The organism is Chelatococcus sp. KU-N122, from assembly GCF_055391085.1.
The window spans coordinates 1771844-1793729 of record NZ_AP043981.1; the positions used below are offsets into that span (position 1 = coordinate 1771844).

Below are 21886 nucleotides of genomic sequence, written 5' to 3' on the forward strand. Positions count from 1 at the left end.
AAGACCTTACTGCGCCTGGGCGGGAGCCTGGGCGAACTGGCCGGCGCGGTCGCGGTAGAGCGCAGCGAAATCGATCGGGTCGACGTAGAGCGGCGGGAAGCCGCCGCCGCGCACCGCGTCCGCCACGATCTGCCGGGCAAACGGGAACAGCAGGCGCGGGCACTCGATCATGATGACCGGGTGCAGGTTTTCCGCCGGGATGTTCAGGGCGCGGAAGATGCCGCAATAGGTCAGCTCGAAGGCGAACAGCGTCTCGCCATCGATGGCGGCATTGCCTTCGAGTTTCAGCTCGACCTCGAAATCGGCGTCGGCCAGCTGCTTGGCGCCGACGTTCACCTGGATCGAGATCTGCGGCTGCTTGTTCTGGGGCGTGAGCGAGCGCGGCGCGTTCGGGTTCTCGAACGAGAGATCGCGCGTGTACTGCGCCAGCGCGTTGAGCGCGGGACCATTCGGATCGCCCTGCCACAAGGGTCCGCCGTTGATGGAGGGATCAGACATGGGAGGTCCTCGTTTCGGTGCGGCTGCCCGCGGTCGTTGCAGATGCCTGGGGCCGCGGGTGTCGAAGGCGGTCGGCGGCTAACACGGAACGGGGTGGTCGACAAGCTCGGCCTCGGCGATCGAGCGCCGCCGCCGGCGGTTCTCAGGTCGTGCGCAGCCAGTCCAGGATCACCGGGTTCAGCTCCCGCGGATAGGTGTGGCTCAGATCGTCGATCTCCCGGTAGGTCAAGGCGGCACCGGCGGCCTCCAGGGCCTGCCGCGCCTGGCGCGCGACCTCGATGGGGAACATCCAGTCCAGGACGCCGTGGGCGAGGTGGATCGGCAGGCCGTGGATCCGCTCCGGCTCAGCCATCTGGGCCAGCATGGGGTGAAAGGCTGCGGCGACCGGCGCGAGATGGGTGAACGGCGAGCCCGGCTCCAGCCCGCTCACGTACGTAAACGTGCCGCCGTCGCTCATGCCGGTCAGCAGCAGGCGCTCGGGATCGATGTTCCAGCCGGCGCGGACGCGGTCGAGGATGCGCATGAGGTTGGGCGTATCCGTGTCCGGGCCGGCCAGCGCCCAGGTCCGTCCGGTCGCGGTGGGCGACAGCAGGATCGCGCCGTGGCTGCGGGCATCGCGCAGCCAGCTCCAGAGGAAGCCCCTGCCGTTGCCGTTGCCGCCGTGCAGCGCGACGACGAGCGGCCAGGCGGTGTCAGGCGTGTAGTACTCCGGCACGTACATCGAGAAGCCGCCGCGGGAGCCGGGCTCGTTGCCGACGTGCGCGATGCCGGTGTCGCCGCGCGGCTCGCTACGGGCGATACGGGCTTCGAGGTCGGCGTCGCCTCGAACCGCCGGCTCCATGAAGAAGCGGCTGACCGGCGGCAGGCGCGCCGCCAGCGGGTACAGGGCTTCCTGGGCGCGGGGCAGATATCGCAACGCGCTGTAGACCGCCCACAGGTCGTTTTGGGCATTGGCCGCCCGCAGGCCGTCGAAAGCCGCGACCGCCGCATCGCTGGCGGCTTCCAGCACGGTGCGCACGTGGGCGAGCGCATCCGGCCAGGACGCCAGGCGCGCCCGCGCGCTGCGCAGCGGCTCGTCCGGGCTGCCGACAGCCTCCAAGAGGCCGGCGAAGTCCGGCGGATTCAGGTGGCGGGCCACGAAGCCGAGCCCCTCCAGGGTCTCGAGCAGCGGCGGCAGCAGGGCCACGAGGTCGTCGATCGCGCGGTCGTCCACCACATCCTCCCCGTCAGCCGTTGGGCGGCATCGGCCTCGAACCCCTGCATGCCCGGAGCGCATCGCGCAACGGCTGCCGCTTGTCGCCGCCGCCGGTGGATGTTAGGCCGGGCGTCATTATATGCTCTTGGGCGAAGACCATCCGTTCTCGCTTCGGAGCGCTTGCCGATCGGGTGGCCCGAGCCCGACCGGGAGGCGCCGTAAGGGGCGTGGAACCAATGGCCGCGGTGGCGGCACGTTGCGATCTCCTGTACGATCACCCAGATCACGTTGCGAGTGGGGTCGACTGGCCCGCGCGGATGGACGTGATCGATTTCAGAGAGTTAGGGCATGCAATCGTCCCCACCTCAGGTTTGCCTTCGCGGGGATCGACGGCCCCATCTTGCCACCGTGCTCTAAACGTCCTCGACCATGCAAGATTCTTTCGATCTGACGACGATCATATTCCTCGCCCTCGCGGTGTTCGTCATCTGGCGGCTGCGCTCGGTCCTCGGCCAGCGCACCGGCAGCGAACGGCCGCCGACGGATCCCTTCGCCCGCCGGGAGCCGCCGTTGCCCAAGCCGGAGCAGGCGACTGCCGACCGGCGGGACGACAACGTGGTCCAGCTTCCCGGCACCAACGCGGCGCCGGCGGTGGAGATCCCGCCGGAGGAGCGTTGGAAGGGGCTGGCCGAGCCCGGCTCGGCGGTGGCGAGCGGCCTCGATGCCGTCGTTGCACAGGAGCCTTCGTTCGACGGCCGCGTCTTTGTCCAAGGCGCCAAGGCGGCCTACGAGGCGATCGTGACCGCCTTCGCGTCCGGTGACCGCCGCACCCTGAAGGGCCTGCTGTCGCGCGAGGTGTTCGACGGTTTCGAAGGCGCCATCGCCGAGCGCGAGAAGCGCGGCGAGCGGGCTGAAACGACGTTCGTCTCGGTGGACAATGCCGAGGTTACGGGCGTCGAGGTGAAGGGTCGCAACGCCCAGGTCACGGTGCGCTTCACCTCCAAGCTGATCACGGTGACACGCAACGCCGCCGGCGCCGTCGTCGACGGCAGCCCCGATACCGTCGTCGACGTCACGGATGTGTGGACGTTCGCCCGCACGCTTGGGGCGAAGGACCCGAACTGGCAGTTGGTCGCGACCGAATCGGGACAATGAGCCGCAGGGGCCTCGAGCATCTGGCGATCGCGTGGGCTCACCCGATCGCAAGGGGAGCGCTCCGGATTCAAGAACGTGAAGCATGTCCCGATCAGATGATCAGATCTGATCGGGACATGCTCTAGGCCCCGTCCCGATCATGGCTGCACAGCTGGCGGGCGTCGAGCTCGAGCCGACGGGTTACGCGGCCGTGGCGGGATGGGCGGCGGACGACCACGCGGCAGCGTTCGCCGTTTTCCGCAAGACCTGCCGGCTCGTCATGGCCGATGCCGGCCCCGTGCGGGCCGCCGGCCCGGCTCCAGCGGGACTCGCCGATGTCTGCCGTGCAGCGCTCGACGGCGGCGAGCTCGACGGCGCCGCCGCGCGCCGCTTCTTCGAGACCCGGTTCAGGCCGTTCGCGGTGACGGCGACGGGCTTCGTCACCGCCTATTTCGAGCCTGAGATCGCGGGCTCGTCGCGGCCCACGGCGGTCTGTTCCGCCCCGCTTCTGGCCCGGCCCGCCGACCTCGTGCAGCTGACCGCCGCCAACCGCCCCGCCGACGTCGATCCGGCGCTGACCGCCGCGCGTTGGCGGGCCGTGCCCACGGGCGCGCCGGCGCTCGAGCCCTATCCCGACCGGGCGGCGATCGAGGACGGTGCGCTTGGAGCAGCTGCCACACCGCTGGTCTATCTCGACCCGGTCGATCTGTTCATGGCGCATATCCAGGGATCGGTCCGGGTGCGCCTCGATGACGGCCGCGTCCGGCGCTTCGCCTACGCCGGCCGCAATGGTCATCCCTACACCTCCACCGCCAAGCTGCTCGTCGACAGGCTTGGCGTGGCGCCCGCCGCCATGACCGCGGACAAGTTCTACGCCTGGCTCAAGGCGAACCGGGTGGAAGGCCGTCTCCTCATGCGGCAGAACCGGTCCTACATCTTCTTCAGGCCGGCGGACGAGCTGGAGCCCGACGACGGGCCCGTGGGCGGCGCCGGCGTGCCGCTGACGCCGCTGCGCAGCCTTGCCGTCGACAGATCGATCTGGAGCTATGGATTGCCGATGTTCGTGACGACGGCCCTGCCCCGACCCGATGGCGAGCGCGAGCCGTTCGCGCGGCTGCTCGTCGCCCAGGACACCGGCTCGGCGATCCAGGGGCCGGCGCGAGGCGACATCTTCATGGGCAGCGGCGCGGTCGCCGGTCTGCTGGCCGGCCTGGTCCGGGAGCCGGCGCAGCTCGTCGTGCTGCTGCCGGCAGCCGCCGCGGCGAGCTGACGGCTTCGCGCTGGAGCGGCGACCATGGCGGGACGACGCAACCGCAACCTCCGCCGCGACGAGCTGGCGCTGTGGGCGCATGTGACGCGCTCGGTGACGCCGCTCGCCGGGCGGCCGCGCATCGCCGAGCCGCAACCGGAGCCCGAGCCCATTGCCGCCGCTGCCACGGCCGCGGCCGGCGAGCGCCGGGCGGAAACCGCCGCCGCACGACGCCTGGGCCCCGCGCCGGCCGGGCCGCTGGAGCGGCGGCTGCGCCTGGCCTTGAAGCGGGGCGCGCTGCCGATCGATGCCGCGCTCGACCTGCACGGCCTGCGCCAGGACGAAGCCCATCGGGCGCTGGTGCGGTTCGTGGTCGATGCCGGCCGCCGCGGCGAGCGCATCGTCCTGGTGATCACCGGCAAGGGCGGTGCCGAGCTCGACATCGGCCGCCCCGGCGAGCGCGGCGTGCTGCGCCGCCTGGTGCCGCACTGGCTGACGCAGCCCGAGCTGCGCGCCTTGGTCGCGGGCTTCGAGGAGGCCGGCCAGCGCCACGGCGGCAGCGGCGCCCTCTACGTGCGCCTGCGCCGGGCACCGCGCGGCTGAAGGCCCCTTTGCCCGGCGTCGATCGACCCGAAAGAACCGGCCGACGCTTTGGCCTCAGCGCAGGGTTTGCTACAGCGGGCCGACAGCCCCAGCGCCGGAACCCTCGCATGACCCTGAAGCGCCACGACGTCCTCGGCATCGGCAATGCCCTCGTCGATATCCTGGCCCCTGCCGACGACGATTTTCTCCTCGCCCAGAAGGTCCTCAAGGGCGCCATGCAGCTCATCGACGAGGAGCGGGCCGAGGCGCTCTACGCGGCCATGGGCCCGACCGTCACCGTGTCCGGCGGCTCGGCCTCCAACACCATCGCCGGCGTCGCCTCCTTCGGTGGACGCGGCGCGCTGATCGCCAAGGTGCGCGACGACGAGCTGGGCAAGGTCTTCGCCCACGACCTGCACGCCATCGGCGTCGCCTTCGAGACGCCGGCGGCGACTCAGGGACCGGCCACCGGTCGCTGCTTCATCCTGGTCTCGCCTGATGGCGAGCGGACGATGAACACCTATCTGGGCGCCGGCCAAGGCCTGGGCCCGGCGGATATCGACAAGGCGGTCGTCGACGCGTCGGCGATCGTCTACCTGGAAGGCTACCTGTGGGATCCGCCCGAGGCCAAGCTCGCCTTCCTCAAGGCGGCGGAGATCGCCCATGCGGGCGACGGCCGCGTCGCCCTGACCCTATCCGACGCCTTCTGCGTCGATCGCTATCGCGACGAGTTCCTGCGGCTGGTGAACGACGGCGTCGTCGACATCCTGTTCGCCAACGAGCACGAGCTGAAGAGCCTGTATCAGACGTCCGACATCGATACCGCCGTCGCGGCGCTGCGCCGGAGCCCGGTGCTCGGCGTGATCACGCGCTCCGAGCGCGGCTCGCTGCTGGTGACCCGCGAGGAGACGAAGGCAGTCGCCGCGTTCCCGATCGATCGGCTGGTGGATACGACGGGGGCGGGGGACCTGTTTGCGGCGGGCTTCCTCGTCGGCCTCGCCCAGGGCGCCGACGCCGTCACCAGCGCCAGGCTGGGCGCGCTGGCCGCAGCCGAGGTGATCCAGCACCTGGGCGCGCGACCGGAGCGGCGGCTCGAGGACCTCGCGGCTGAGAACGGGCTGCTGTCTCAGTAGGGCGGTGCCTGTCGCACGCCGTCAGGGCCGGGCTTGACCCGGCCATTCATCAAAGCGAGCTACGTCAGCCCGACAGGGCTGACCGAATGTTGTTGTTTTTCAAGTGGATGGATGGCCGGGTCAAGCCCGGCCATAACGCGCGTGCCGCGCCTGTCGATTATTCCGCCGCCTGCGGCACGTGGCGCACCGTCTGGAACACCTCGAAGCCTTCGAACTCCGGATGGCCCGTGGTCATCGGCTTGTTCTCGCCGGCGCGATGGTGCGCCTTGCGGAACTGCTCCGACTTCGTCCACGCCTCGAAATCCGCCCGCGACGCCCACGTGGTGTGCGACGAGTAGAGGACATGGTCCTCCTTCTCGGGGCCGCGCAGCATGTGGAACTCGATGAAGCCGGGGAGCTCGGTCAGGAAGCTTTCGCGCGTGAGCCAGACGTTCTCGAAGTCCTTGACGGCGTCCTTGAGGACCTTGAACCGGTTCATGGCAATGAACATGCATCTCTCCTTAACAGGGCTCGCGACCGTGAGTTGGCGGCGTCGGCTCGAAGCCACGCCGCGGCCGCGGCCAGCTTACTTGGAAGCGAACTTGACCGTAAGGCCGAACTTGGCCTGGAAGCCCGCGCTCGCCTCGTAGTTCAGATACTGGACGTACTGCTTGTCGAACAGGTTCTGGATGCTGATGTCGGCCCGCACCCAGTCGTTGTAGTTGTAGGAGGCGAACAGGTCGACCAGGCCGTAGGCCTTGGTCGGCAGGATGGCCGAGCCCGGGGGCAGGTCGCCGGCGGTCTTCGCCGCCACGCCGGTCACACGGCCGCCGACGGTCAGCCGGTTGTCGAGGAAGCGGAAGCCGACGGTGCTGGAGACCCGGTTCGGCGGCACGGTGGTGAGGCCGTAGCCGGTCTGCTCGTTCTTGCCTTCGACGTAGGTGCCCGCCGCCGAGATGAAGCCCCAGCCCCAGTCGTAGGCGGCTTCCAGCTCGGCGCCGGTCAGCTTCGCCTTGGCGATGTTCTGGTACTGCTGGTCGGCCATGTACATGCAGACGCCGCTGCGGAAGGCGCCGGGGATGCGGTTGCAGAGCGAGGTCGGCGCCCCCGGAATGAAGATGACCAAAGTCGATGTCGAGGCGTTCTCGAGCTCGATATAGTCGTCGACGATGTTGCGGAAGATCGTTGCCTTGGCGCGGAAGCTGTCGCCGGCCGTGAAGATATTGTTATACTTGACGTTGACGCCGGCTTCCAGGTTGTGGGCGGTTTCCGGGCGGAGGTAGGGGTTGGGCAGCAGCTTGAACGCCGGGAACGGGTGGACGCCCTGGATCAGCGTCTCGGTGATCGACGGCGCCCGATAGGCTTCCGCATAGGTGCCGTAGAACTCGATGCCGGTGATCGGCGTGATGCCGAGGGTGATCTTCGGCGAGACGCGGCTGCCGTCGCTGGTGTTCACCGGGCTCGACAGCTTGTAGTAGTCGTAGCGCGCGCCGCCGAGGACGCGCAGCCAGTTGCCGTAGCGGATCTCGTCCTGGATGTAGGCGCCGTTCAGCTGCCGCTCGCCGGACGGGGTCAGCGCCGAGCCGTAGCCGCCGGCGGTGTCGAAGTTCTTGACGTTGTCCCACACGCCGTCGCCGCCGTAGGTGAGGGCGTGCGAGAAGGCCCCCGTGTCGAAGCGCGACGTATTGAAGATGTCGAAGCCCTTGGTCTCCAGGTCGTAGATGATCCGGCTGAGGCCGGGCTTGGCGCCGAGGATGCCGTAGATGCCGCTCGACGAATCCGCCAGGTAGCGCTGCGACATGTGGTACTTGTTGTCGTAGAGCTTGACGTTGAGGTCGACGAGCGGCGTGTCCGGCCGGGTGAAGCGGTAGCCGAGCGTGTAGGTCTCGGTGTTGAGCACGTCGCCGAAGCGGGCGCCCTGGTTGCTCGAGCCGTTGTTGTCGAACTCGAACTTCTGGCGGAATGCGCTGAGCGAGACCTCGTGGCCTTCCGCCGGCCGCACGTTGACCTTGAACAGGCCGCCGACGATCTCGTTGCCGGTATCGGCGATCACGTCGCCGCGCCCGTCCTTGTAGTTGTAGGTCTCACGCGTCAGGAACTGGCCGAACACGTCGACGTTCGGGCCGAGGCGGGCGCCGGCCATGGTGCTGCTGAGGAAGCCGGCGCCGTTGGTGCCGAGCATGCCCTTCTGCGAGATGCCGACCTTCTCGTCCGGCTTCAGCAGGTCGTCGATGCCGCGGGTCTTGAACAGCACGACGCCGCCGATGGCGCCGGAGCCGTAGGTGTTGGCGATCGGGCCGCGGGTCACGTCGATCTGGCTGATGAACTCCGGGTCCAGGTAGAACTGGCCGTTGGCGTTGTGGCCGCTGACCTGGAAGTTCTGGCGGGCGCCGTCGATCAACACGGCGACGCGGCCGAAGTCCTGCAGGCCGCGGATGTTGATCGCCTGGGCCGGGTCGTTGGCGTTCTCCTGCACCCAGACGCCGGGCACGTCGCGCAGGGTGTCGGACAGCCGGCTCGCCTGGAAGCGCTCGATCTGGGCGCTGTTGACGATGCTGGCGCCGCCCATGACGTCGATCGCCGGCTCCTCGGTTCTGGTCGCCGTCACGCTGATCGTGTCGAGCGTGACGTCCTCGGCCTTGGCCGCCGAGATGGCGAGGACGGATACCGATAGGAAGAGTGCGGCGCTTGACCGGATGCGCATGGCGAGAAGCCCCAGCGTGTTCGATTTCTTGCTGTTCTGGCTGGCTGGCTTGGGGGGTTGCGGGCAACCCGCGTGGCTGGCTGGCTACATTATAATGGTAGCCGCTGCGCGAGAGCGTGGCGGTTTGCTTTCCCTAGATACTTGTCCTACTCAAGTCAAATCACAGGGAGACGCAGTTTTTATGTCTTCTAAAGTAAGAAATACATGGCATGGCATGGCCTGATTAGAGTGGGTCCAAACTCTACATTAGATTGGATCAAAAGAGTGGAGGCGATGGAGCAACGGCGACGACCAGCAGCCCCGGCGGCGGCACAAGCCGGCCAGACACCGTCCCCACCCCGAATTGTCGAGGCGCGGGAACTATTTACGGATAATCGCGAGGTCATCATCGTGCACAATGATGAACGCTACCGGTTGCGTGTGACCTCCAAAGGCAAGCTCATTCTCACCAAATGAACCCCGCGGGCGGCGGGCCATGTGGCCGGCCGGCCCACTTCCGGCACAGAGCGATCGATGACGAACAGCACCCCGAATTCCGATCTCGCGCCGCGGCAGGCCCGTCGCCAAGGGGGCTCCGGCGCCCTGAATCCGGGCCGATGTGGCTTTTGGATCACGATGCTCGGCGCGCTCTGCGCCGGGATGTGGCTCCTGCCCACGGCCGCTTCGGCGGCCGAAGCCAGGCGAATCGTCGTCGCCGGCGGCGCCTTGACCGAGATCCTGTATGATCTGGGGCTGGCCGACCGCATCGTCGGCGTCGACACGACGAGCCTCTATCCGGCCGAGGCGACGAAGAAGCCGAACGTCGGCTACGTCCGCCAGCTGTCGGCCGAAGGCGTGCTGTCGCTGCAGCCCGATCTGGTCATCGCGCAGGAGGGGGCAGGGCCGCCCGACGCGCTGAAGCTGATCGAGCAGGCCGGCGTCAAGGTCGAGCGGATCACCGATCAGCCGACGCCGGAGGGCGTGGTGGAGCGGATCGTCCGCATCGGTGCGCTGACCGGCGAGACCGGCAAGGCGGACGTCCTGGCCCAGTCGACCCGCGAGCGCTTCGCCAAGCTCGCCGAAGACCGTAGCATCGCCGGCAAGCCGGTGCGCGCCATGTTCGTCATGAGCCTGCAGAACGGCCGGCCGCTGGTGGCCGGCCGCGGCACCGGCGCCGACGGCATGATCAAGCTCGCCGGCGGCGAGAACGTCGCCGACGCCTTCGAGGGCTACAAGCCGATGACCGAGGAAGCGGTCGTGGCGGCGGCGCCCGACGTGATCGTCATGATGGAACGGCAGGGCCAGCCGCTGGCGCCGGCCGACGTCTTCAAGCAGCCGGCGCTGGCGGCGACGCCGGCGGGAGAGAACAAGCGGGTGATCGCCATGGAAGGGCTCTACCTGCTGGGCTTCGGGCCGCGGGCGCCGGCGGCGGCGCACGATCTGATGGTCGCGTTCTACCCCAAGCTCGCGACGCCGCCCGCCGGCGCGAAATAGGCCGCGGGTCCCATCGGATCGGCGAGGGAGGCTTGGGTTGAAGCGTAAGTCATTGTCCTGCGGCGTCAGAGCGGCTGAACCGCCCCTTCCACCGCCTTCGGCGGTCCCCCTCCCCCGCTGCGCAGGGGAGGATCAAGCGGTGAGGCCTGCTCCTCACCCGCGTAGCGGGGGAGGGGGACCATGCGGAGCATGGTGGAGGGGGCAGCGGCCTGAAATCGTAAAGCAGCTGGAGCCCCCACCCCTTTTTGAATCAGAAGCGCGAAGCGCACTCGGGCGAAGCGGAGGGGACTGGTGGGGGTGGGGTCCAACCGCCGCGCGCGCGCAGAATCCGCCCGGCGAGATGTTCGCGTTCGATAGCTGACGATGGCGAGATCCACACCGTTGACCTCCACCGAAGCGCTCCGCGCCGCAACGGGTCCGCGTCGTCCCGGGGCCGTCCCGCTGCTCGCGGCCCTGGTGCTGCTCTGTGCCGCCATTGCGGTGGTGTCGATGGGGGCGGGCGCCGTCTCGATCCCGCCCGGCCGCGTCGTGTCGATCATCGCCGGCTGGCTCGGCCTCGCCGACGCGCCGGCCTCGGCGCGCGAAGCCTTGATCCTGTACGATATCCGGCTGCCCCGCACGGTCCTGGGGCTGATGGTGGGCGCCACGCTGGCGGTGTCCGGCGCGCTGATGCAGGGCCTGTTCCGCAACCCGCTGGCGGATCCGAGCCTGGTCGGCGTGTCGGCGGGTGCCGCGCTGGCGGCGGCCGCCACCATCGTCGTCGGCGATCGCCTGCTCGCCGCGCTCGGCGCCAGCGTGCCCTTTGCGCTGCTGCCGCTCGCCGCCTTCGCCGGCGGCCTGGTGACGACGCTGGCGCTCTATGTCATCGCCACGCGCGAGGGCCGCACGTCGGTCACCACCATGCTGCTCGCGGGCGTCGCCCTGGCGGCGCTGGCGGGCGCGCTCACCGGTCTGCTCGTCTACATCAGCGACGACCGGCAGCTGCGCGATCTGACCTTCTGGTCCCTCGGCAGCCTGGGCGGCGCGACCTGGGCCAAGGTCGCGGCCGTCGCCCCGGCGGTGGCGGCGGTGCTCGTGCTCATGCCTTTTCTGGCGCGGGGGCTGAACGCCCTGCTGCTGGGCGAGGCCGAGGCGTTCCACATCGGCATCGCCATCGAGCGCGTGAAGACCGCCGCCATTCTGCTGACGGCGCTCGGCGTCGGCGCCGCGGTGGCGAGCTGCGGCACCATCGGCTTCGTCGGCATCGTCGTGCCGCACCTGGTGCGCCTGGTGGCCGGCCCCGACCACCGCCTGCTGCTGCCGGCGAGCGCCTTGCTGGGCGGTGCGCTGTTGCTCGGCGCCGACATCCTGGCCAGGATGCTGGTCGCGCCGTCCGAGCTGCCGATCGGCATCCTCACCGCGGCCGTTGGCGCGCCGTTCTTCCTGTGGCTGCTGCTGCGCCGCGGCCAGGGTGCGTTGTCATGAGCCTGCTGACGCTCGATGAGACATCCTACGCCGTGCGCGGGCGCAAGCTCGTCGATGCGGCGGAGCTCACGCTCGTCCCGGGCGAGGTGGTGGTCATCGTCGGTCCCAACGGGGCGGGCAAGTCGACCCTCGTCAAGCTCGCCTGCGGCGAGCTCGCGCCGACCGGCGGGCGGGTCCTCTGGGAGGGGCAGGAGCTCGGCCATTGGCCGGCCTGGCGCCTCGCCGCGGCCCGCGCCGTGCTGCCGCAGGCCTCGGCCCTGGCCTTTCCCTTCACCGTCGGCGAGGTGGTGCGCCTCGGCCTCGACGTGGTCGGACGGGCCCTGCCGCCGCGCCGCCGGGAGGAGGTGGTGCGCGATGCGCTCGCCCGCGGCGACGTCGGCCACCTCGCCGGCCGCAGCTACCAGACGCTGTCGGGTGGCGAGCGCCAGCGCGTCCACTTCGCCCGCACCGTCGCCCAGCTCGCCGCCGGCCGGCTGGCCGCGACCGATGCGCCGCCGCGGCAGGCCCTGTTCCTGGACGAGCCGACCGCCAGCCTCGACATCCACCATCAGCTGCTGCTGATGCGCGAGGCGCGGCGGCTGGCCGACGACGGCCTGGCGGTGCTGGCGGTGCTGCACGATCTCAACCTGGCGGCGGCGGTGGCCGACCGCGTCGTGCTGATGCGCGGCGGCCGCCTGGTCGCCACCGGCACGCCGGAGCAGGCCTTGAGCGCGACGCGGATCCGCGAGGTGTTCGCCGTCGAGGCGGAGATTCTCCGCGGCGCCGACGGCGCCGCGATCTACGGATTCTCGATGTCCGGCGGTGATCGTTGAGCGGCTTTCTGCCTTTGCTTTGAGCGTTGAGGTTCACCCCCACCCTTAATCCCTCCCCACAAGGGGGAGGGAGGAGGCTCATTTTTTAAGCTGGGGAAGTTGGGCGAGGCGGCCCGCCGAACGCCTCTCCCCCTTGTGGGGAGGCTGTCCCGACCGAAGGGGAGGGACTGGTGGGGGTGAACCTCGACATCTACAGAACCGGCTTCCGGCTCACAGCCGCCGCAGCGCCACTTCTTCGATGCGGTGGCTGTCACCCTTGCGCAGGATCAGGCTGGCGCGCCGGCGCGTCGGCAGCACGTTGTCGCGCAGGTTGACGAGGTTGATGCGGCTCCACAGCCGCTCGGCCATCTGCAAAGCCTCGCCTTCGCTCACCGAGGCGTATTTGCGGAAGTAGGACTGGGGATCGCGGAACGCCGTCTCGCGCAGGCGCATGAAGCGGCTGACGTACCACTCGTGCAGCGAGTCCTCGTCGGCATCGAGATAGACCGAGAAGTCGAAGAAGTCCGACACGAACGGGATGTCGCTGCCGTCGCGCGGCAGCCGTGCCGGCTGCAGCACGTTCAGGCCCTCGACGATGAGGATGTCCGGCCGGTCGACGATGGTGGCCTCGCCCGGCACCACGTCGTAGACGAGGTGCGAGTAGACGGGTGCCGCGACATTGCGCTTGCCGGCCTTGATGTCGCCGAGGAAGCGCAGCAGCAGCTGGGTATCGTAGCTCTCCGGGAAGCCCTTGCGCTCCATCAGCCCCAGGCGCTCGAGCTCGGCGTTGGGGTAGAGGAACCCGTCGGTGGTGACGAGGTCGACCTTCGGCGTGTTGGGCCAGCGCGCCAGCAGCGCCTTCAGGATGCGCGCCGTGGTCGATTTGCCCACGGCCACCGATCCGGCGATGCCGATGATGTAGGGGACCTTGCTCTCCCGCTCGGCCAGCAGGAAGCGCTGGGTCGCCTTGAACAGCCCCTGCGTCGCCGCGACGTAGAGCGACAGCAGGCGCGACAGCGGCAGATAGATCGCGATGACCTCCTCGAGCGAGATCGGGTCGTTCAGCGATTGCAGCCGCATGACCTCCTCGCCCGTCAGGGTCATCGGCGTGTCGGCACGCAGCTTGGCCCATTCGTCGCGCCGGAAGATGCGGAACGGCGAAAGCTCATCGTCCAGGGTGGACGGCGGTTTCAAGGCTTCGGGCGTCATATCGTCCATGGCGGATCCCCGCTCCATCAGGAGCTGCGCGAGGCCTTCTCGTCCAGACCTGATTGTGCAGTGCGACGATTTAGTTCGTTCATGACGTCGCGCAAGGGGACGCCGGCGCCATGGAGTACAACCAACAGGTGGTAAAGCACGTCGGCGGCTTCCGCCGTCAGGCCGGCCTTATCGCCCACCGCCGCGGCCAGCGCCGCCTCGACGCCTTCCTCGCCCAGCTTCTTGGCCGCCTTCAGGGGCCCGCCGGCCAGCAATTTCGCCGTATAGGACGCGTCGGGGCTGGCGCTCGCGCGCTGGGCCACGATGCGCGCCAGGTCGTCGAGGGAGAAGGTGCTCATCTCAAGCCATCCGCATCGGCAGGCCGGCGTGCGCCATGTACGCCTTGGCCTCGCCGATGGTGTGCTCGCCGAAATGGAAGATCGAGGCGGCCAGCACGGCACTGGCATGCCCGTCGCGCACGCCGTCGACCAGGTCCTGCAGCGAGCCGACGCCGCCGGAGGCGATCACCGGCACCGGCACGGCCTCGGCGATGGCGCTCATCAGCGCCAGGTCGTAGCCGGCCTTCGTCCCGTCCCGGTCCATCGACGTGATCAGCAGCTCGCCGGCGCCGAGCTCGACCACCTCCGTGGCATAGTCGATGGCGTCGAGCCCGGTCGCGTTGCGGCCGCCGTGGGTGAAGATCTCCCAGCGTTCCGGCTCGTCGCCGAGCGACACCATCTTGGCGTCGATGGCGACGACGATGCACTGGTCGCCGAACTTTTCGGCGGCTTCCTTGACGAAGCGCCGGTTGGTGACGGCGGCGGTGTTGATCGACACCTTGTCGGCGCCGGCCAGCAGCAGCCGGCGGATGTCCTCCACCGTGCGCACGCCGCCGCCCACGGTGAGCGGCATGAAGCAGGCCTCCGCCGTCCGTGTCACCACGTCGAACAGGATGGCCCGGTCCTCGTGGCTGGCGGTGATGTCGAGGAAGCAGAGCTCGTCGGCACCGGCGGCGTCATAGGCCTTCGCCGCCTCGACCGGATCGCCGGCATCGACGAGGTCGAGGAACTTGACGCCCTTGACGACGCGGCCGTCCTTGACGTCGAGGCAGGGGATGATGCGGACCTTCAGCATGTCATGCCCTGGTCACGGCCGGTTCCGACAGCGCCGGCCGGCTCTGGGCGCGCGCCGCGATCAGCGCCAGCGCCTCGGCCGGATCGAGCCGGCCGTCATAGAGGGCGCGGCCGGAGATCGCCCCCTCCAGGATAGCGCAATCGGGCTCGGTCAGTCGCTTCACGTCGTCGATCGAGGCGAGCCCCCCGGAGGCGATCACCGGGATGCTCACCGTATGGGCAAGCTTCAGCGTGGACTCGATGTTGAGCCCGCGCATGGCGCCGTCGCGGCTGATGTCGGTGAAGACGAGCGCGGAGACGCCCGCGTCCTCGAACGCGAGGCCCAGGTCCTCGGCGCTCATTTCCGAGAGCCGCGCCCAGCCCTCGACGGCCACCCGCCCGTCGCGGGCATCGATGCCGACGGCGATGCGGCCCGGGTGCTGGCGCGCCGCCTCGCGCACGAAGGCCGGATCGCGCACGGCGGCGGTGCCGATGATGACACGGTCGACGCCCTTGGCGAGCCATCCGTCGACCGTGCGCATGTCGCGAATGCCGCCGCCGAGCTGGACCGACATGGTCGGCACGCGGGCGAGGATGGCGTCGACCGCGGCGGCGTTGACCGGATGGCCGGCGAAGGCGCCGTCCAGGTCCACGATGTGGAGCCAGGTGAAGCCCTGGTCGCGGAACGTCGCCGATTGCCCGGCCGGGTCTTCGTTGAAGACCGTCGCCTGGTTCATGTCGCCCTGCACGAGGCGGACGCAGCGGCCTTCCTTCAGGTCGATCGCGGGGAACAGGATCACGGGTGCCACCTGAGGAAGTTGGCGAGGAGCGCAAGACCGAGCGTCTGGCTCTTCTCGGGATGGAACTGGCTGCCGGCCATGTTGTCGCGAGCGACGAGCGCGGTGATCGGGCCGCCGTAGTCGGTCGCCGCCACCAGATGCTCCGGCACGGCCGGCGTCAGCGCATAGGAGTGGACGAAGTAGGCGTTGAGGCCGCCCGTCCCCAGCGCCAGCCCGGCGAGCAACGGGTGCTCGCGCCGGGGCTCGAGATCGTTCCAGCCCATGTGCGGGATCTTGAGGGCCGGGTCGTCGGGGGCGATCGGCGCCACGTCGCCGGGGATCCAGTCGAGGCCCGCCGTCGTCTCGTACTCGAGGCCGCGCGTCGCCATCAGCTGCATGCCGACGCAGATGCCGAAGAAGGGCTTGCCGTCCTTGCGCACGGCCTCCGTCATGGCCTCGATCATGCCGGGCACGGCGTCGAGGCCGCGGCGGCAATCGGCGAAGGCGCCCACCCCCGGCAGCACGATGCGCTCGGCGGCGCGCACCCGTTCGGGATCGGACGTGACCTCGATGGCGACGGTGAGATCGGCCTCGCGGGCGGCCCGCTCCAGGGCCTTGTGCGCCGAGTGCAGGTTGCCGGAGCCGTAATCGATGATGGCGACGCTCATCGGCCGCCTCCTGGTTCGGGGAACAGGCCGACGATCGGGCTCGGCGCGGCGCCGCGCGGCACGCCGCCCGCCGCGGGCGGCGGCGTCACCGGGACGACGGGCCCGGCGGTCCCCGTGCTGCCGAGCCAGCGCGCGAACAGCTTGGCCTCGGCGCCGGCCCTGCTGCGGTCGAGGACGGCATCGACGGGGACGAAGCCGCGCCGCTGCAGCGTCCAGCCGCGAATCTGGTTGGCCTCGAGGGCGAAGAAGACGGCGAGCGCCAGATGCGCCAGGCTGGCCGCCGAGCGGTCGACGTCGAGCAGGTAGCAGGCGAGGCTGAGCACGGCGCCGGCGGCGAGGACGACGAGCGTGCCGAGCCACAGCCGGTGCCAGATGAACCACAGCAGCGAGAACAGCAGCGCCCACCAAGCGATGCCGTCCTTCACCACTTCGGCCCGGTCCAGCGCGGCGCCGTCCCCCGGCTCCGCATTCTTCGGCACGTAGAGTACATACGGGTTCATGGGCATGGATCCCGGCGCCGCCTAGAGCGAGCCCTTGGTGGACGGCACGCGGCTTCCCTCGCGGTCGTCGATCGCCACCGCTTTGCGGAGCCCGCGCGCCAGCCCCTTGAAGCAGCTCTCCGCTATATGGTGATTGTTGTCGCCGTACAGCGTCTCCACATGCAGGGTGACGCCCGCGTTGATGGCGAAGGCCTGGAAGAACTCGCGCACGAGCTCGGTGTCGAAGGTGCCGATCTTGGCCGCGGTGAACTCCGTGCGGAACACCAGGAAGGGCCGCCCCGAGATGTCGACCGCGATGCGGCTCAGGGTGCCGTCCATCGGCAGGTGCACGTCGGCGTAGCGGGTGATGCCGCGCTTGTCGCCCAGTGCCTGGCGGAACGCCTGGCCCAGCGCGATGCCGCAGTCCTCCACCGTGTGGTGCTGGTCGATGTGGAGATCGCCGGTGGCCTTGAGCGTCAGGTCGAACAGGCTGTGGCGCGCCAACAGGTCGAGCATATGGTCGAAGAAGCCCACGCCCGTGGCGATGTCCGCCGTGCCCGAGCCGTCCAGATCGAGGCGGACCGAAATGTCGGTCTCAGATGTCCGGCGCGCAATCTCGCCCACACGCATTCGTTCAACTCCCGAGAGCATGTCGCAAGCGGATGTGGTCATCCCATTGCGGAGACATGCTCCAATCTCTTGAATCCGGAGCGCTTCGCGATGGGTGATGCCACCCGATCGCAAAGGGTTCCGGCTGCCGGGCGACGCGACGCCGGCCGCCCCAACGCCGTTCTTAGAGCGAATCTGCGTTGGATGGAATGTGGCGTCGGCGCAAAACCGCCCCCACTTCAACGGCTTGGGAACGATCGTCAGGCCCGCGGTGCGGCCACCCGGTTCTACCATCATTGGACACCGAAGCCGGATTGCGATCCCGACATGCCAGCCCCCTGCCCGCCGGCCTCTGCGCGTTCTGCTCTACCCTCTGCGCAGTCTGCTGAAGCAAAGGCCGGGCCGCTCGCCATGGGTGCCGTGAGAAAGTGCTCCGGAGCTGCTGCGGCGGGACGATCGAGGGCGGTTCCGGACAGGTGGCGAGCCGCGATCGGCTCAAGCAGCAAAAGGGCGTAGCGGCGCCGCGGCCGTGGCGAAGCCATTGCAAGCGCTGCGGCTGGAACGTATCAAAAATCGTCGAGGGGGAAGCAATGATCCAGAGTGGCCTGCGCAGGCTTGCCGGGGCCTTGGCGCCCGCGTTGTTCGTGCTGCTGCTGAGCGTCGGGGCGCAGGCTGCCGCGACGGAGACACCGGCTTCGGCCGCAGCCCCCGCCAATGTTCAGGAGCTCGTCCGCCTGCTCCAGGACCCCGCGGTGAAGGCGTGGCTTGCCGCTCAAGAGGGCAAGGCGCCAGAGGGCAAGGCGCCCGCCGCGACGAAGCCCGAAACGCCACCCCAGGACATGTCGGCCGGCGCGGAGGCGACGCGGCGGATGGAGCAGATACGGCTCCATTTTGCCGGGCTGGCGGCGGCCGTGCCGCTGCTCGGCCCGGAGCTCGCGCATGCCGCTACGGTGATCCGGTCGGAGATCCAGGATCGCCGCCCGATCGGCATCCTCATCCTGGTCGTCGGCTTCCTGGCGCTGGGCTGGGGCGTCGAGCGGCTGGTGTGGCGCATGGCGGCCAGGACGCGCCACTTCATGGAGGCGCTGCCGACCGTCACGCCCTGGCAGCGCCTGAGGGCGATCGGCGTCCGGCTCGGCTTCGACCTCGCCCTGGTGGGCGTGTTCGCCCTGGGCAGCGTCGTCGCCTTCCTGGCCTTCACCTGGCCGCCGATCCTCAAGCAGATCGTCCTGCAATACCTGATGGCGGCGGTGGTGTTCCGCGGGGTCCTGGCGGTCAGCCGCTTCGTGCTGGTGCCCGCCCGCCTCGTCGCCTACGAAGGCCATCCGCGCCTGGTGCCGCTCACCGACGGCGCGGCCACGTTCTGGTACCGGCGCATCGCCCTGTTCGTCGGCTGGTTCATGTTCGGCTGGGCCACGGTGAGCATGCTCGCGCCGCTCGGCTTCAGCCAGCCGTCGCGGGCGCTGATCGCCTATGTGCTGGGCCTCGGCCTGCTCGCCATCGCCCTGGAGGTGGTGTGGCGCCGCCCGGCCCGGGCGGACGGCCCCGGGCCGTCGCGGGCGACCGGCCACACCTTCATCAACATCCTGCTGTCGCTCTATTGCATCGCGCTGTGGCTGCTGTGGGTCGGCAGCCTGACCGGCCTGCTGTGGGTCGGCGTCCTCGCCCTGCTGCTGCCCAAGGCCATCCAGCTCGCCGGCCAGATCACCGACGCCATCGTCGCCGCGCCGCCGCCGGAGGGCGACGAGGAGCCGGCGCCCAAGCCGGTCGCGGCGATCTATGCCGAACGTGGGGTGCGCGCCGTGCTCATCGCCGGAGCCGCCCTGTTCCTGGCCTATATGTGGAATATCGACCTCGTCGCCCTCACCGATCGTGACAACATGGTCACGCGGCTGGTGCGCGGGCTGCTCAGCAGCGTCGTCATCCTGCTCGTCGCCGACCTGCTCTGGCAGCTGATCAAGTCGCTCATCGACCGCAAGCTCGCCGAGAGCCAGATCGGGCCCGACCACGACGACGCCGAGCGGGCGCGGCGCGCCAAGCTGCGCACGCTGCTGCCGATCTTCCGCAACATCATCTTCATCGTGCTGGCGGCCATGGCCGTGCTCACGGCTCTGGCGGCGCTCGGCGTCGAGATCGGGCCGCTGATCGCCGGCGCCGGCGTGGTCGGCGTCGCCGTCGGCTTCGGCGCCCAGACCATCGTCAGGGACGTCATCAGCGGCATGTTCTATCTGTTCGACGACGCCTTCCGCGTCGGCGAGTACATCGTCTGCGGCCGCTACAAGGGCACGGTCGAGTCGTTCAGCCTGCGGTCGATCAAGCTGCGCCACCACCGCGGCCCGATCTACACGGTGCCGTTCGGCCAGCTCGGCGCGGTGGAGAACCTGAGCCGCGACTGGGTCATCGACAAGATGAGCGTCAACGTCACCTACGACAGCGATCTCGCCAAGGTGAAGAAGATCGTCAAGGAGATCGGGCTGGAGCTGGCCAAGGATCCCGAATTCGCCCCGCATGTTCTCCAGCCGCTGAAGCTGCAGGGCATCGACGCCTTCGGCGATTTCGCCATCCAGATCCAGATGAAGATGATGACCAAGCCGGGTGAGCAGTTCATGATCCGCCGGCGGGCCTACGCCATGATCCGCGAGGCATTCGAGAAGAACGGCATCAAGTTCGCCTTCCCGACCGTCCAGGTGGCCGGCGGCAACGCGGAGGCGGCCGCTGCCCAGAATGTGCTCGCCGCCAACAAGATGGCAGCCGACGCCGCGGCGGCGGGCTGAAGCCAGGGCATCTCGCAATTGGATGAGCATCATCCAATTGCGGAGAGGCGCTCCGAGCATCGGGCACGCATGCGGGCACCGGCAAAGGGCTGGAGTGGCAGCGCTATTGCTGCGGGTACTTCTTGGAGTCGCGGGCGAGCCGCAGGCACTCGAGCATCTCCACGTAGCTGGGCGAGCCGTCCAGGTTGGTTTCGGCGTCGCACTCCCGGCGCGAGCTCTCCGAGAAGGTCGACCACTCCTTCTCGGTCAGCTGGCGGGCGGTCGCCTCGTCGTCCATGCACGCCTGCAGCTGCTTCTTGTCGAGTGATTCCAGTTGCGCCGCGGCGTCGCAGCTCGGCCGCACGTTCAGGTTGGGCACGCCTTCGGCGGCCGCCGGCGCGACGAGGCCGCCGGCCAGCAGCAGCCCCCCGAGCAGCGCCGGCGCCGGAACGAGGCGGACCGCCGCCGAGAGGAATGGCGTCACGAACTGAAGGCTGCGCATCGTCGTCTCCCCGGGCCGGGCGGCAGGATTATCGATCACGCGATCCCGGAAGCGGACCCGCGGTGATCTCCGTCTATCCTATTTCCGTATCGCGCGTGCGCCGCAAGCCGTCGTTCACAAGCGATCGGCGGGATGTGGCCGTTTTGCCTCGGTGGAGCGGGCGAGGGCGCCCGGTCCTTCGCCGGCCGCTACAGGACGCGAGCCCGGGTGGGACGCCGCAAGCTCGGCCCGGGTGCGCAGCACGTCGAGGCGGGTCTGCGCGTGGCTGAGCGCCAGCGAGAAGGCGGCGATGTCGTCCGCCGACAGGTTGCACTCGGCCGCCCGCTGCATGGCGAGGCGGTAGACGTCGGCGATGCGCAGGTCCGCCTCGTCGAGTTGGGCCAGCGACGGCGCCCTGGGCAGGCCGTCGAGCGTCAGCATCACCTCCTCCAGGACGCGCATCACCGTCTGCCGCTGCCGGCGCTGGAAACGGCCGGTCACGGCCGTGACCATCGAGCCCAGGCCGCCGACCAGGAACAGGCTGAGGTAGAGGTAGTCGCTGTAGCGGTCGAGGAAGGTCTCCTCGTCGCCTTCGCGGAAGGCGCGGGCGCCGGCCTGTACCAGCATCTGCGAGGTGTCCGGGTCCGGCGTCTCGAGCGCTTCGGCGCCGGGCGCGATCCGCCGTAGCACCGAGCGCATGGCGATGAGCTGGCGGATCAGCTCGCTGATCGGCTGGTTGTCGAGGTCCGCCCGCGCCACCAGGCGGACCGGCGCGGCGAGCGTCAGCAGCTCCTTGCGCGGCAGCGGCGGCCGGCCGCCGAAGGTGCCCTCCGGGATGCGGATCGCCTCCGCGTCGGGTCCGCGCCGGGAGATGGCCTCCGCCTCATCGATGTTGATGAAGACGATCTTGCCGTCGGAAGCATTGGCGATGCGCCGCACGCTGGCCGCCAGCGGGCCGGAGGTCGGGCTGCCCACCAGCGCATAGGCGTCGAAGCGCTTGGCGGCCAGCGCCTCCTCGAGGTCCTCGAAGGAGATGACGGCATCGTGGGCCCTGGCGGGCGTCAGGCCGTAATAGTCCCGCAGGATGTTGATGTTGTGGCCCGCCGGCCCGCCGTGGCGCACGACGGCGACGCGCTTGTCGGCGAGGTCGGCGAAGGTGGTGACGTCGGCCCACTCGGGCGCGACGACGACGGCGGCCTCCCGGCGCAGGATCAGGACGGCCTCCACGCCGGTCGGCGTCGCGGCGTCCGAGCGCAGCACGCCCAGGTCGACGGTGCCGACGCCGAGCGCCGCGGCGACGTCCTCGCTGCTCGGCTTCAGCTTGATGGCGAGCCGGACCTGGCGACGCTTGTCCTTCAAGGCCGTCGCCGCCGCCTCGAAGATGGCGCGGTCGACCTTGTCCTCCGCCGCGATGGCGAGCTTCAGCGTCGTCGGCTGCAGGCCGAGATAGATGAAGCCGCTAACGATCGCGACCCCGAGCATGATGCTGGCAATGATGCCACGGATCACGCGGGCTTCTCCTCACTGCGCCGGTGGGCTCGCCGTTCGACGCACGGCGCATGCCTCGACAGCTGGACAGCACGTTCCGTGCCGGCCGCGCCTCTCG

At 69.6% G+C, this 21886-nt stretch carries 22 protein-coding genes; 9 read left to right on the forward strand and 13 right to left on the reverse strand.

Annotated features, from left to right (window positions below):
- Positions 1–6: 6 nt before the first annotated feature.
- Both secB and ACZ5PO_RS07855 read right to left on the reverse strand, forming a co-directional pair.
- Complete coding sequence (gene secB / locus ACZ5PO_RS07850) at positions 7–498, reverse strand: protein-export chaperone SecB (RefSeq protein WP_464191992.1); 492 nt, start codon at positions 496–498, stop codon at positions 7–9.
- 142 nt (positions 499–640) lie between these two features.
- The gene (locus tag ACZ5PO_RS07855; protein WP_464191995.1) at positions 641–1711 is read right to left on the reverse strand and encodes a carboxylesterase family protein; all 1071 of its coding nucleotides are present in this window, start codon (positions 1709–1711) and stop codon (positions 641–643) included.
- A gap of 411 nt (positions 1712–2122) precedes the next feature.
- On the opposite strand from ACZ5PO_RS07855, the gene ACZ5PO_RS07860 reads away from it, so the two are divergent.
- The 4 genes from ACZ5PO_RS07860 (at position 2123) to ACZ5PO_RS07875 (ending at position 5791) form a co-directional block, all read left to right on the forward strand.
- On the forward strand, positions 2123–2848 hold the full coding sequence (locus ACZ5PO_RS07860) for a Tim44/TimA family putative adaptor protein (RefSeq protein ID WP_464191997.1): 726 nt from the start codon (positions 2123–2125) through the stop codon (positions 2846–2848).
- A 139-nt stretch (positions 2849–2987) separates the two neighbouring features.
- On the forward strand, positions 2988–4097 hold the full coding sequence (gene mltA, locus ACZ5PO_RS07865; protein WP_464191999.1) for a murein transglycosylase A: 1110 nt from the start codon (positions 2988–2990) through the stop codon (positions 4095–4097).
- Between the two features lie 24 nt (positions 4098–4121).
- Complete coding sequence (locus ACZ5PO_RS07870) at positions 4122–4679, forward strand: Smr/MutS family protein (protein WP_464192001.1); 558 nt, start codon at positions 4122–4124, stop codon at positions 4677–4679.
- Between the two features lie 107 nt (positions 4680–4786).
- On the forward strand, positions 4787–5791 hold the full coding sequence (locus tag ACZ5PO_RS07875; protein WP_464192003.1) for an adenosine kinase: 1005 nt from the start codon (positions 4787–4789) through the stop codon (positions 5789–5791).
- A gap of 157 nt (positions 5792–5948) precedes the next feature.
- Here ACZ5PO_RS07875 and ACZ5PO_RS07880 read toward each other — a convergent pair whose 3' ends face one another.
- Positions 5949–6281, reverse strand: a complete 333-nt coding sequence (locus ACZ5PO_RS07880) for an antibiotic biosynthesis monooxygenase family protein (RefSeq protein WP_464192005.1) — start codon at positions 6279–6281, stop codon at positions 5949–5951.
- Positions 6282–6356: 75 nt separating this feature from the next.
- The gene (locus ACZ5PO_RS07885) at positions 6357–8474 is read right to left on the reverse strand and encodes a TonB-dependent hemoglobin/transferrin/lactoferrin family receptor (protein WP_464192007.1); all 2118 of its coding nucleotides are present in this window, start codon (positions 8472–8474) and stop codon (positions 6357–6359) included.
- A gap of 273 nt (positions 8475–8747) precedes the next feature.
- Here ACZ5PO_RS07885 and hemP point away from each other — a divergent pair, with 273 nt between their 5' ends.
- From hemP to ACZ5PO_RS07905, 4 genes are all read left to right on the forward strand, one after another.
- Positions 8748–8930 carry a hemin uptake protein HemP gene (gene hemP / locus ACZ5PO_RS07890; RefSeq protein ID WP_464196740.1) on the forward strand — a complete coding sequence of 61 codons (183 nt, stop codon included), beginning with the start codon at positions 8748–8750 and terminating at the stop codon, positions 8928–8930.
- A 159-nt stretch (positions 8931–9089) separates the two neighbouring features.
- Entirely contained in the window at positions 9090–9947 is an 858-nt protein-coding gene (locus ACZ5PO_RS07895) for a heme/hemin ABC transporter substrate-binding protein (RefSeq protein ID WP_464192009.1), read from the forward strand.
- Between the two features lie 363 nt (positions 9948–10310).
- On the forward strand, positions 10311–11411 hold the full coding sequence (locus ACZ5PO_RS07900) for a FecCD family ABC transporter permease (RefSeq protein WP_464192012.1): 1101 nt from the start codon (positions 10311–10313) through the stop codon (positions 11409–11411).
- Positions 11408–12223 carry a heme ABC transporter ATP-binding protein gene (locus tag ACZ5PO_RS07905; protein WP_464192014.1) on the forward strand — a complete coding sequence of 272 codons (816 nt, stop codon included), beginning with the start codon at positions 11408–11410 and terminating at the stop codon, positions 12221–12223. Before ACZ5PO_RS07900 ends, ACZ5PO_RS07905 begins: the two co-directional genes overlap by 4 nt.
- A 210-nt stretch (positions 12224–12433) precedes the next feature.
- Here the strand turns inward: ACZ5PO_RS07905 and coaA are convergent, their stop codons facing one another.
- From coaA to hisB, 7 genes are read right to left on the reverse strand one after another with little or no spacing between them, the layout of a single operon-like run.
- Positions 12434–13420, reverse strand: a complete 987-nt coding sequence (gene coaA / locus ACZ5PO_RS07910; protein ID WP_464192016.1) for a type I pantothenate kinase — start codon at positions 13418–13420, stop codon at positions 12434–12436.
- A gap of 17 nt (positions 13421–13437) precedes the next feature.
- Positions 13438–13758 (reverse strand): phosphoribosyl-ATP diphosphatase, encoded by a 321-nt coding sequence (locus ACZ5PO_RS07915; protein WP_464192019.1) that lies wholly within the window; start codon positions 13756–13758, stop codon positions 13438–13440.
- 1 nt (position 13759) lies between these two features.
- Entirely contained in the window at positions 13760–14533 is a 774-nt protein-coding gene (gene hisF, locus ACZ5PO_RS07920; RefSeq protein ID WP_464192021.1) for an imidazole glycerol phosphate synthase subunit HisF, read from the reverse strand.
- Position 14534: 1 nt separating this feature from the next.
- The gene (gene hisA, locus ACZ5PO_RS07925) at positions 14535–15311 is read right to left on the reverse strand and encodes a 1-(5-phosphoribosyl)-5-[(5-phosphoribosylamino)methylideneamino]imidazole-4-carboxamide isomerase (RefSeq protein ID WP_464192023.1); all 777 of its coding nucleotides are present in this window, start codon (positions 15309–15311) and stop codon (positions 14535–14537) included.
- On the reverse strand, positions 15308–15958 hold the full coding sequence (hisH, locus tag ACZ5PO_RS07930) for an imidazole glycerol phosphate synthase subunit HisH (protein ID WP_464192026.1): 651 nt from the start codon (positions 15956–15958) through the stop codon (positions 15308–15310). The genes hisA and hisH overlap by 4 nt, the downstream gene beginning before the upstream one ends.
- Positions 15955–16458: a DUF2628 domain-containing protein gene (locus tag ACZ5PO_RS07935; RefSeq protein WP_464192028.1), complete on the reverse strand. Its 504-nt coding sequence runs from the start codon at positions 16456–16458 to the stop codon at positions 15955–15957. The genes hisH and ACZ5PO_RS07935 overlap by 4 nt, the downstream gene beginning before the upstream one ends.
- Before the next feature lie 21 nt (positions 16459–16479).
- Complete coding sequence (gene hisB, locus ACZ5PO_RS07940; RefSeq protein WP_464192030.1) at positions 16480–17067, reverse strand: imidazoleglycerol-phosphate dehydratase HisB; 588 nt, start codon at positions 17065–17067, stop codon at positions 16480–16482.
- Positions 17068–17636: 569 nt separating this feature from the next.
- On the opposite strand from hisB, the gene ACZ5PO_RS07945 reads away from it, so the two are divergent.
- Positions 17637–19820: a mechanosensitive ion channel family protein gene (locus ACZ5PO_RS07945; protein ID WP_464192032.1), complete on the forward strand. Its 2184-nt coding sequence runs from the start codon at positions 17637–17639 to the stop codon at positions 19818–19820.
- Between the two features lie 103 nt (positions 19821–19923).
- Here ACZ5PO_RS07945 and ACZ5PO_RS07950 read toward each other — a convergent pair whose 3' ends face one another.
- Together ACZ5PO_RS07950 and ACZ5PO_RS07955 are read right to left on the reverse strand one after the other, a co-directional pair.
- Positions 19924–20301 (reverse strand): hypothetical protein, encoded by a 378-nt coding sequence (locus ACZ5PO_RS07950; protein ID WP_464192034.1) that lies wholly within the window; start codon positions 20299–20301, stop codon positions 19924–19926.
- Positions 20302–20415: 114 nt separating this feature from the next.
- The gene (locus tag ACZ5PO_RS07955) at positions 20416–21789 is read right to left on the reverse strand and encodes a TAXI family TRAP transporter solute-binding subunit (RefSeq protein ID WP_464192036.1); all 1374 of its coding nucleotides are present in this window, start codon (positions 21787–21789) and stop codon (positions 20416–20418) included.
- Positions 21790–21886 lie beyond the last annotated feature (97 nt).

Excerpts from the sequence above, each read along its gene's own strand:
- secB (WP_464191992.1), bottom strand. The coding sequence starts at position 498 with ATGTCTGATCCCTCCATCAACGGCGGACCCTTGTGGCAGGGCGATCCG.
- ACZ5PO_RS07860 (WP_464191997.1), top strand. The coding sequence starts at position 2,123 with ATGCAAGATTCTTTCGATCTGACGACGATCATATTCCTCGCCCTCGCG.
- mltA (WP_464191999.1), top strand. The coding sequence starts at position 2,988 with ATGGCTGCACAGCTGGCGGGCGTCGAGCTCGAGCCGACGGGTTACGCG.
- ACZ5PO_RS07870 (WP_464192001.1), top strand. The coding sequence starts at position 4,122 with ATGGCGGGACGACGCAACCGCAACCTCCGCCGCGACGAGCTGGCGCTG.
- ACZ5PO_RS07875 (WP_464192003.1), top strand. The coding sequence starts at position 4,787 with ATGACCCTGAAGCGCCACGACGTCCTCGGCATCGGCAATGCCCTCGTC.
- ACZ5PO_RS07880 (WP_464192005.1), bottom strand. The coding sequence starts at position 6,281 with ATGTTCATTGCCATGAACCGGTTCAAGGTCCTCAAGGACGCCGTCAAG.
- ACZ5PO_RS07885 (WP_464192007.1), bottom strand. The coding sequence starts at position 8,474 with ATGCGCATCCGGTCAAGCGCCGCACTCTTCCTATCGGTATCCGTCCTC.
- hemP (WP_464196740.1), top strand. The coding sequence starts at position 8,748 with ATGGAGCAACGGCGACGACCAGCAGCCCCGGCGGCGGCACAAGCCGGC.
- ACZ5PO_RS07895 (WP_464192009.1), top strand. The coding sequence starts at position 9,090 with ATGCTCGGCGCGCTCTGCGCCGGGATGTGGCTCCTGCCCACGGCCGCT.
- ACZ5PO_RS07900 (WP_464192012.1), top strand. The coding sequence starts at position 10,311 with ATGGCGAGATCCACACCGTTGACCTCCACCGAAGCGCTCCGCGCCGCA.
- ACZ5PO_RS07905 (WP_464192014.1), top strand. The coding sequence starts at position 11,408 with ATGAGCCTGCTGACGCTCGATGAGACATCCTACGCCGTGCGCGGGCGC.
- coaA (WP_464192016.1), bottom strand. The coding sequence starts at position 13,420 with ATGGACGATATGACGCCCGAAGCCTTGAAACCGCCGTCCACCCTGGAC.
- ACZ5PO_RS07915 (WP_464192019.1), bottom strand. The coding sequence starts at position 13,758 with ATGAGCACCTTCTCCCTCGACGACCTGGCGCGCATCGTGGCCCAGCGC.
- hisF (WP_464192021.1), bottom strand. The coding sequence starts at position 14,533 with ATGCTGAAGGTCCGCATCATCCCCTGCCTCGACGTCAAGGACGGCCGC.
- hisH (WP_464192026.1), bottom strand. The coding sequence starts at position 15,958 with ATGAGCGTCGCCATCATCGATTACGGCTCCGGCAACCTGCACTCGGCG.
- ACZ5PO_RS07935 (WP_464192028.1), bottom strand. The coding sequence starts at position 16,458 with ATGAACCCGTATGTACTCTACGTGCCGAAGAATGCGGAGCCGGGGGAC.
- hisB (WP_464192030.1), bottom strand. The coding sequence starts at position 17,067 with ATGCGTGTGGGCGAGATTGCGCGCCGGACATCTGAGACCGACATTTCG.
- ACZ5PO_RS07945 (WP_464192032.1), top strand. The coding sequence starts at position 17,637 with ATGATCCAGAGTGGCCTGCGCAGGCTTGCCGGGGCCTTGGCGCCCGCG.
- ACZ5PO_RS07950 (WP_464192034.1), bottom strand. The coding sequence starts at position 20,301 with ATGCGCAGCCTTCAGTTCGTGACGCCATTCCTCTCGGCGGCGGTCCGC.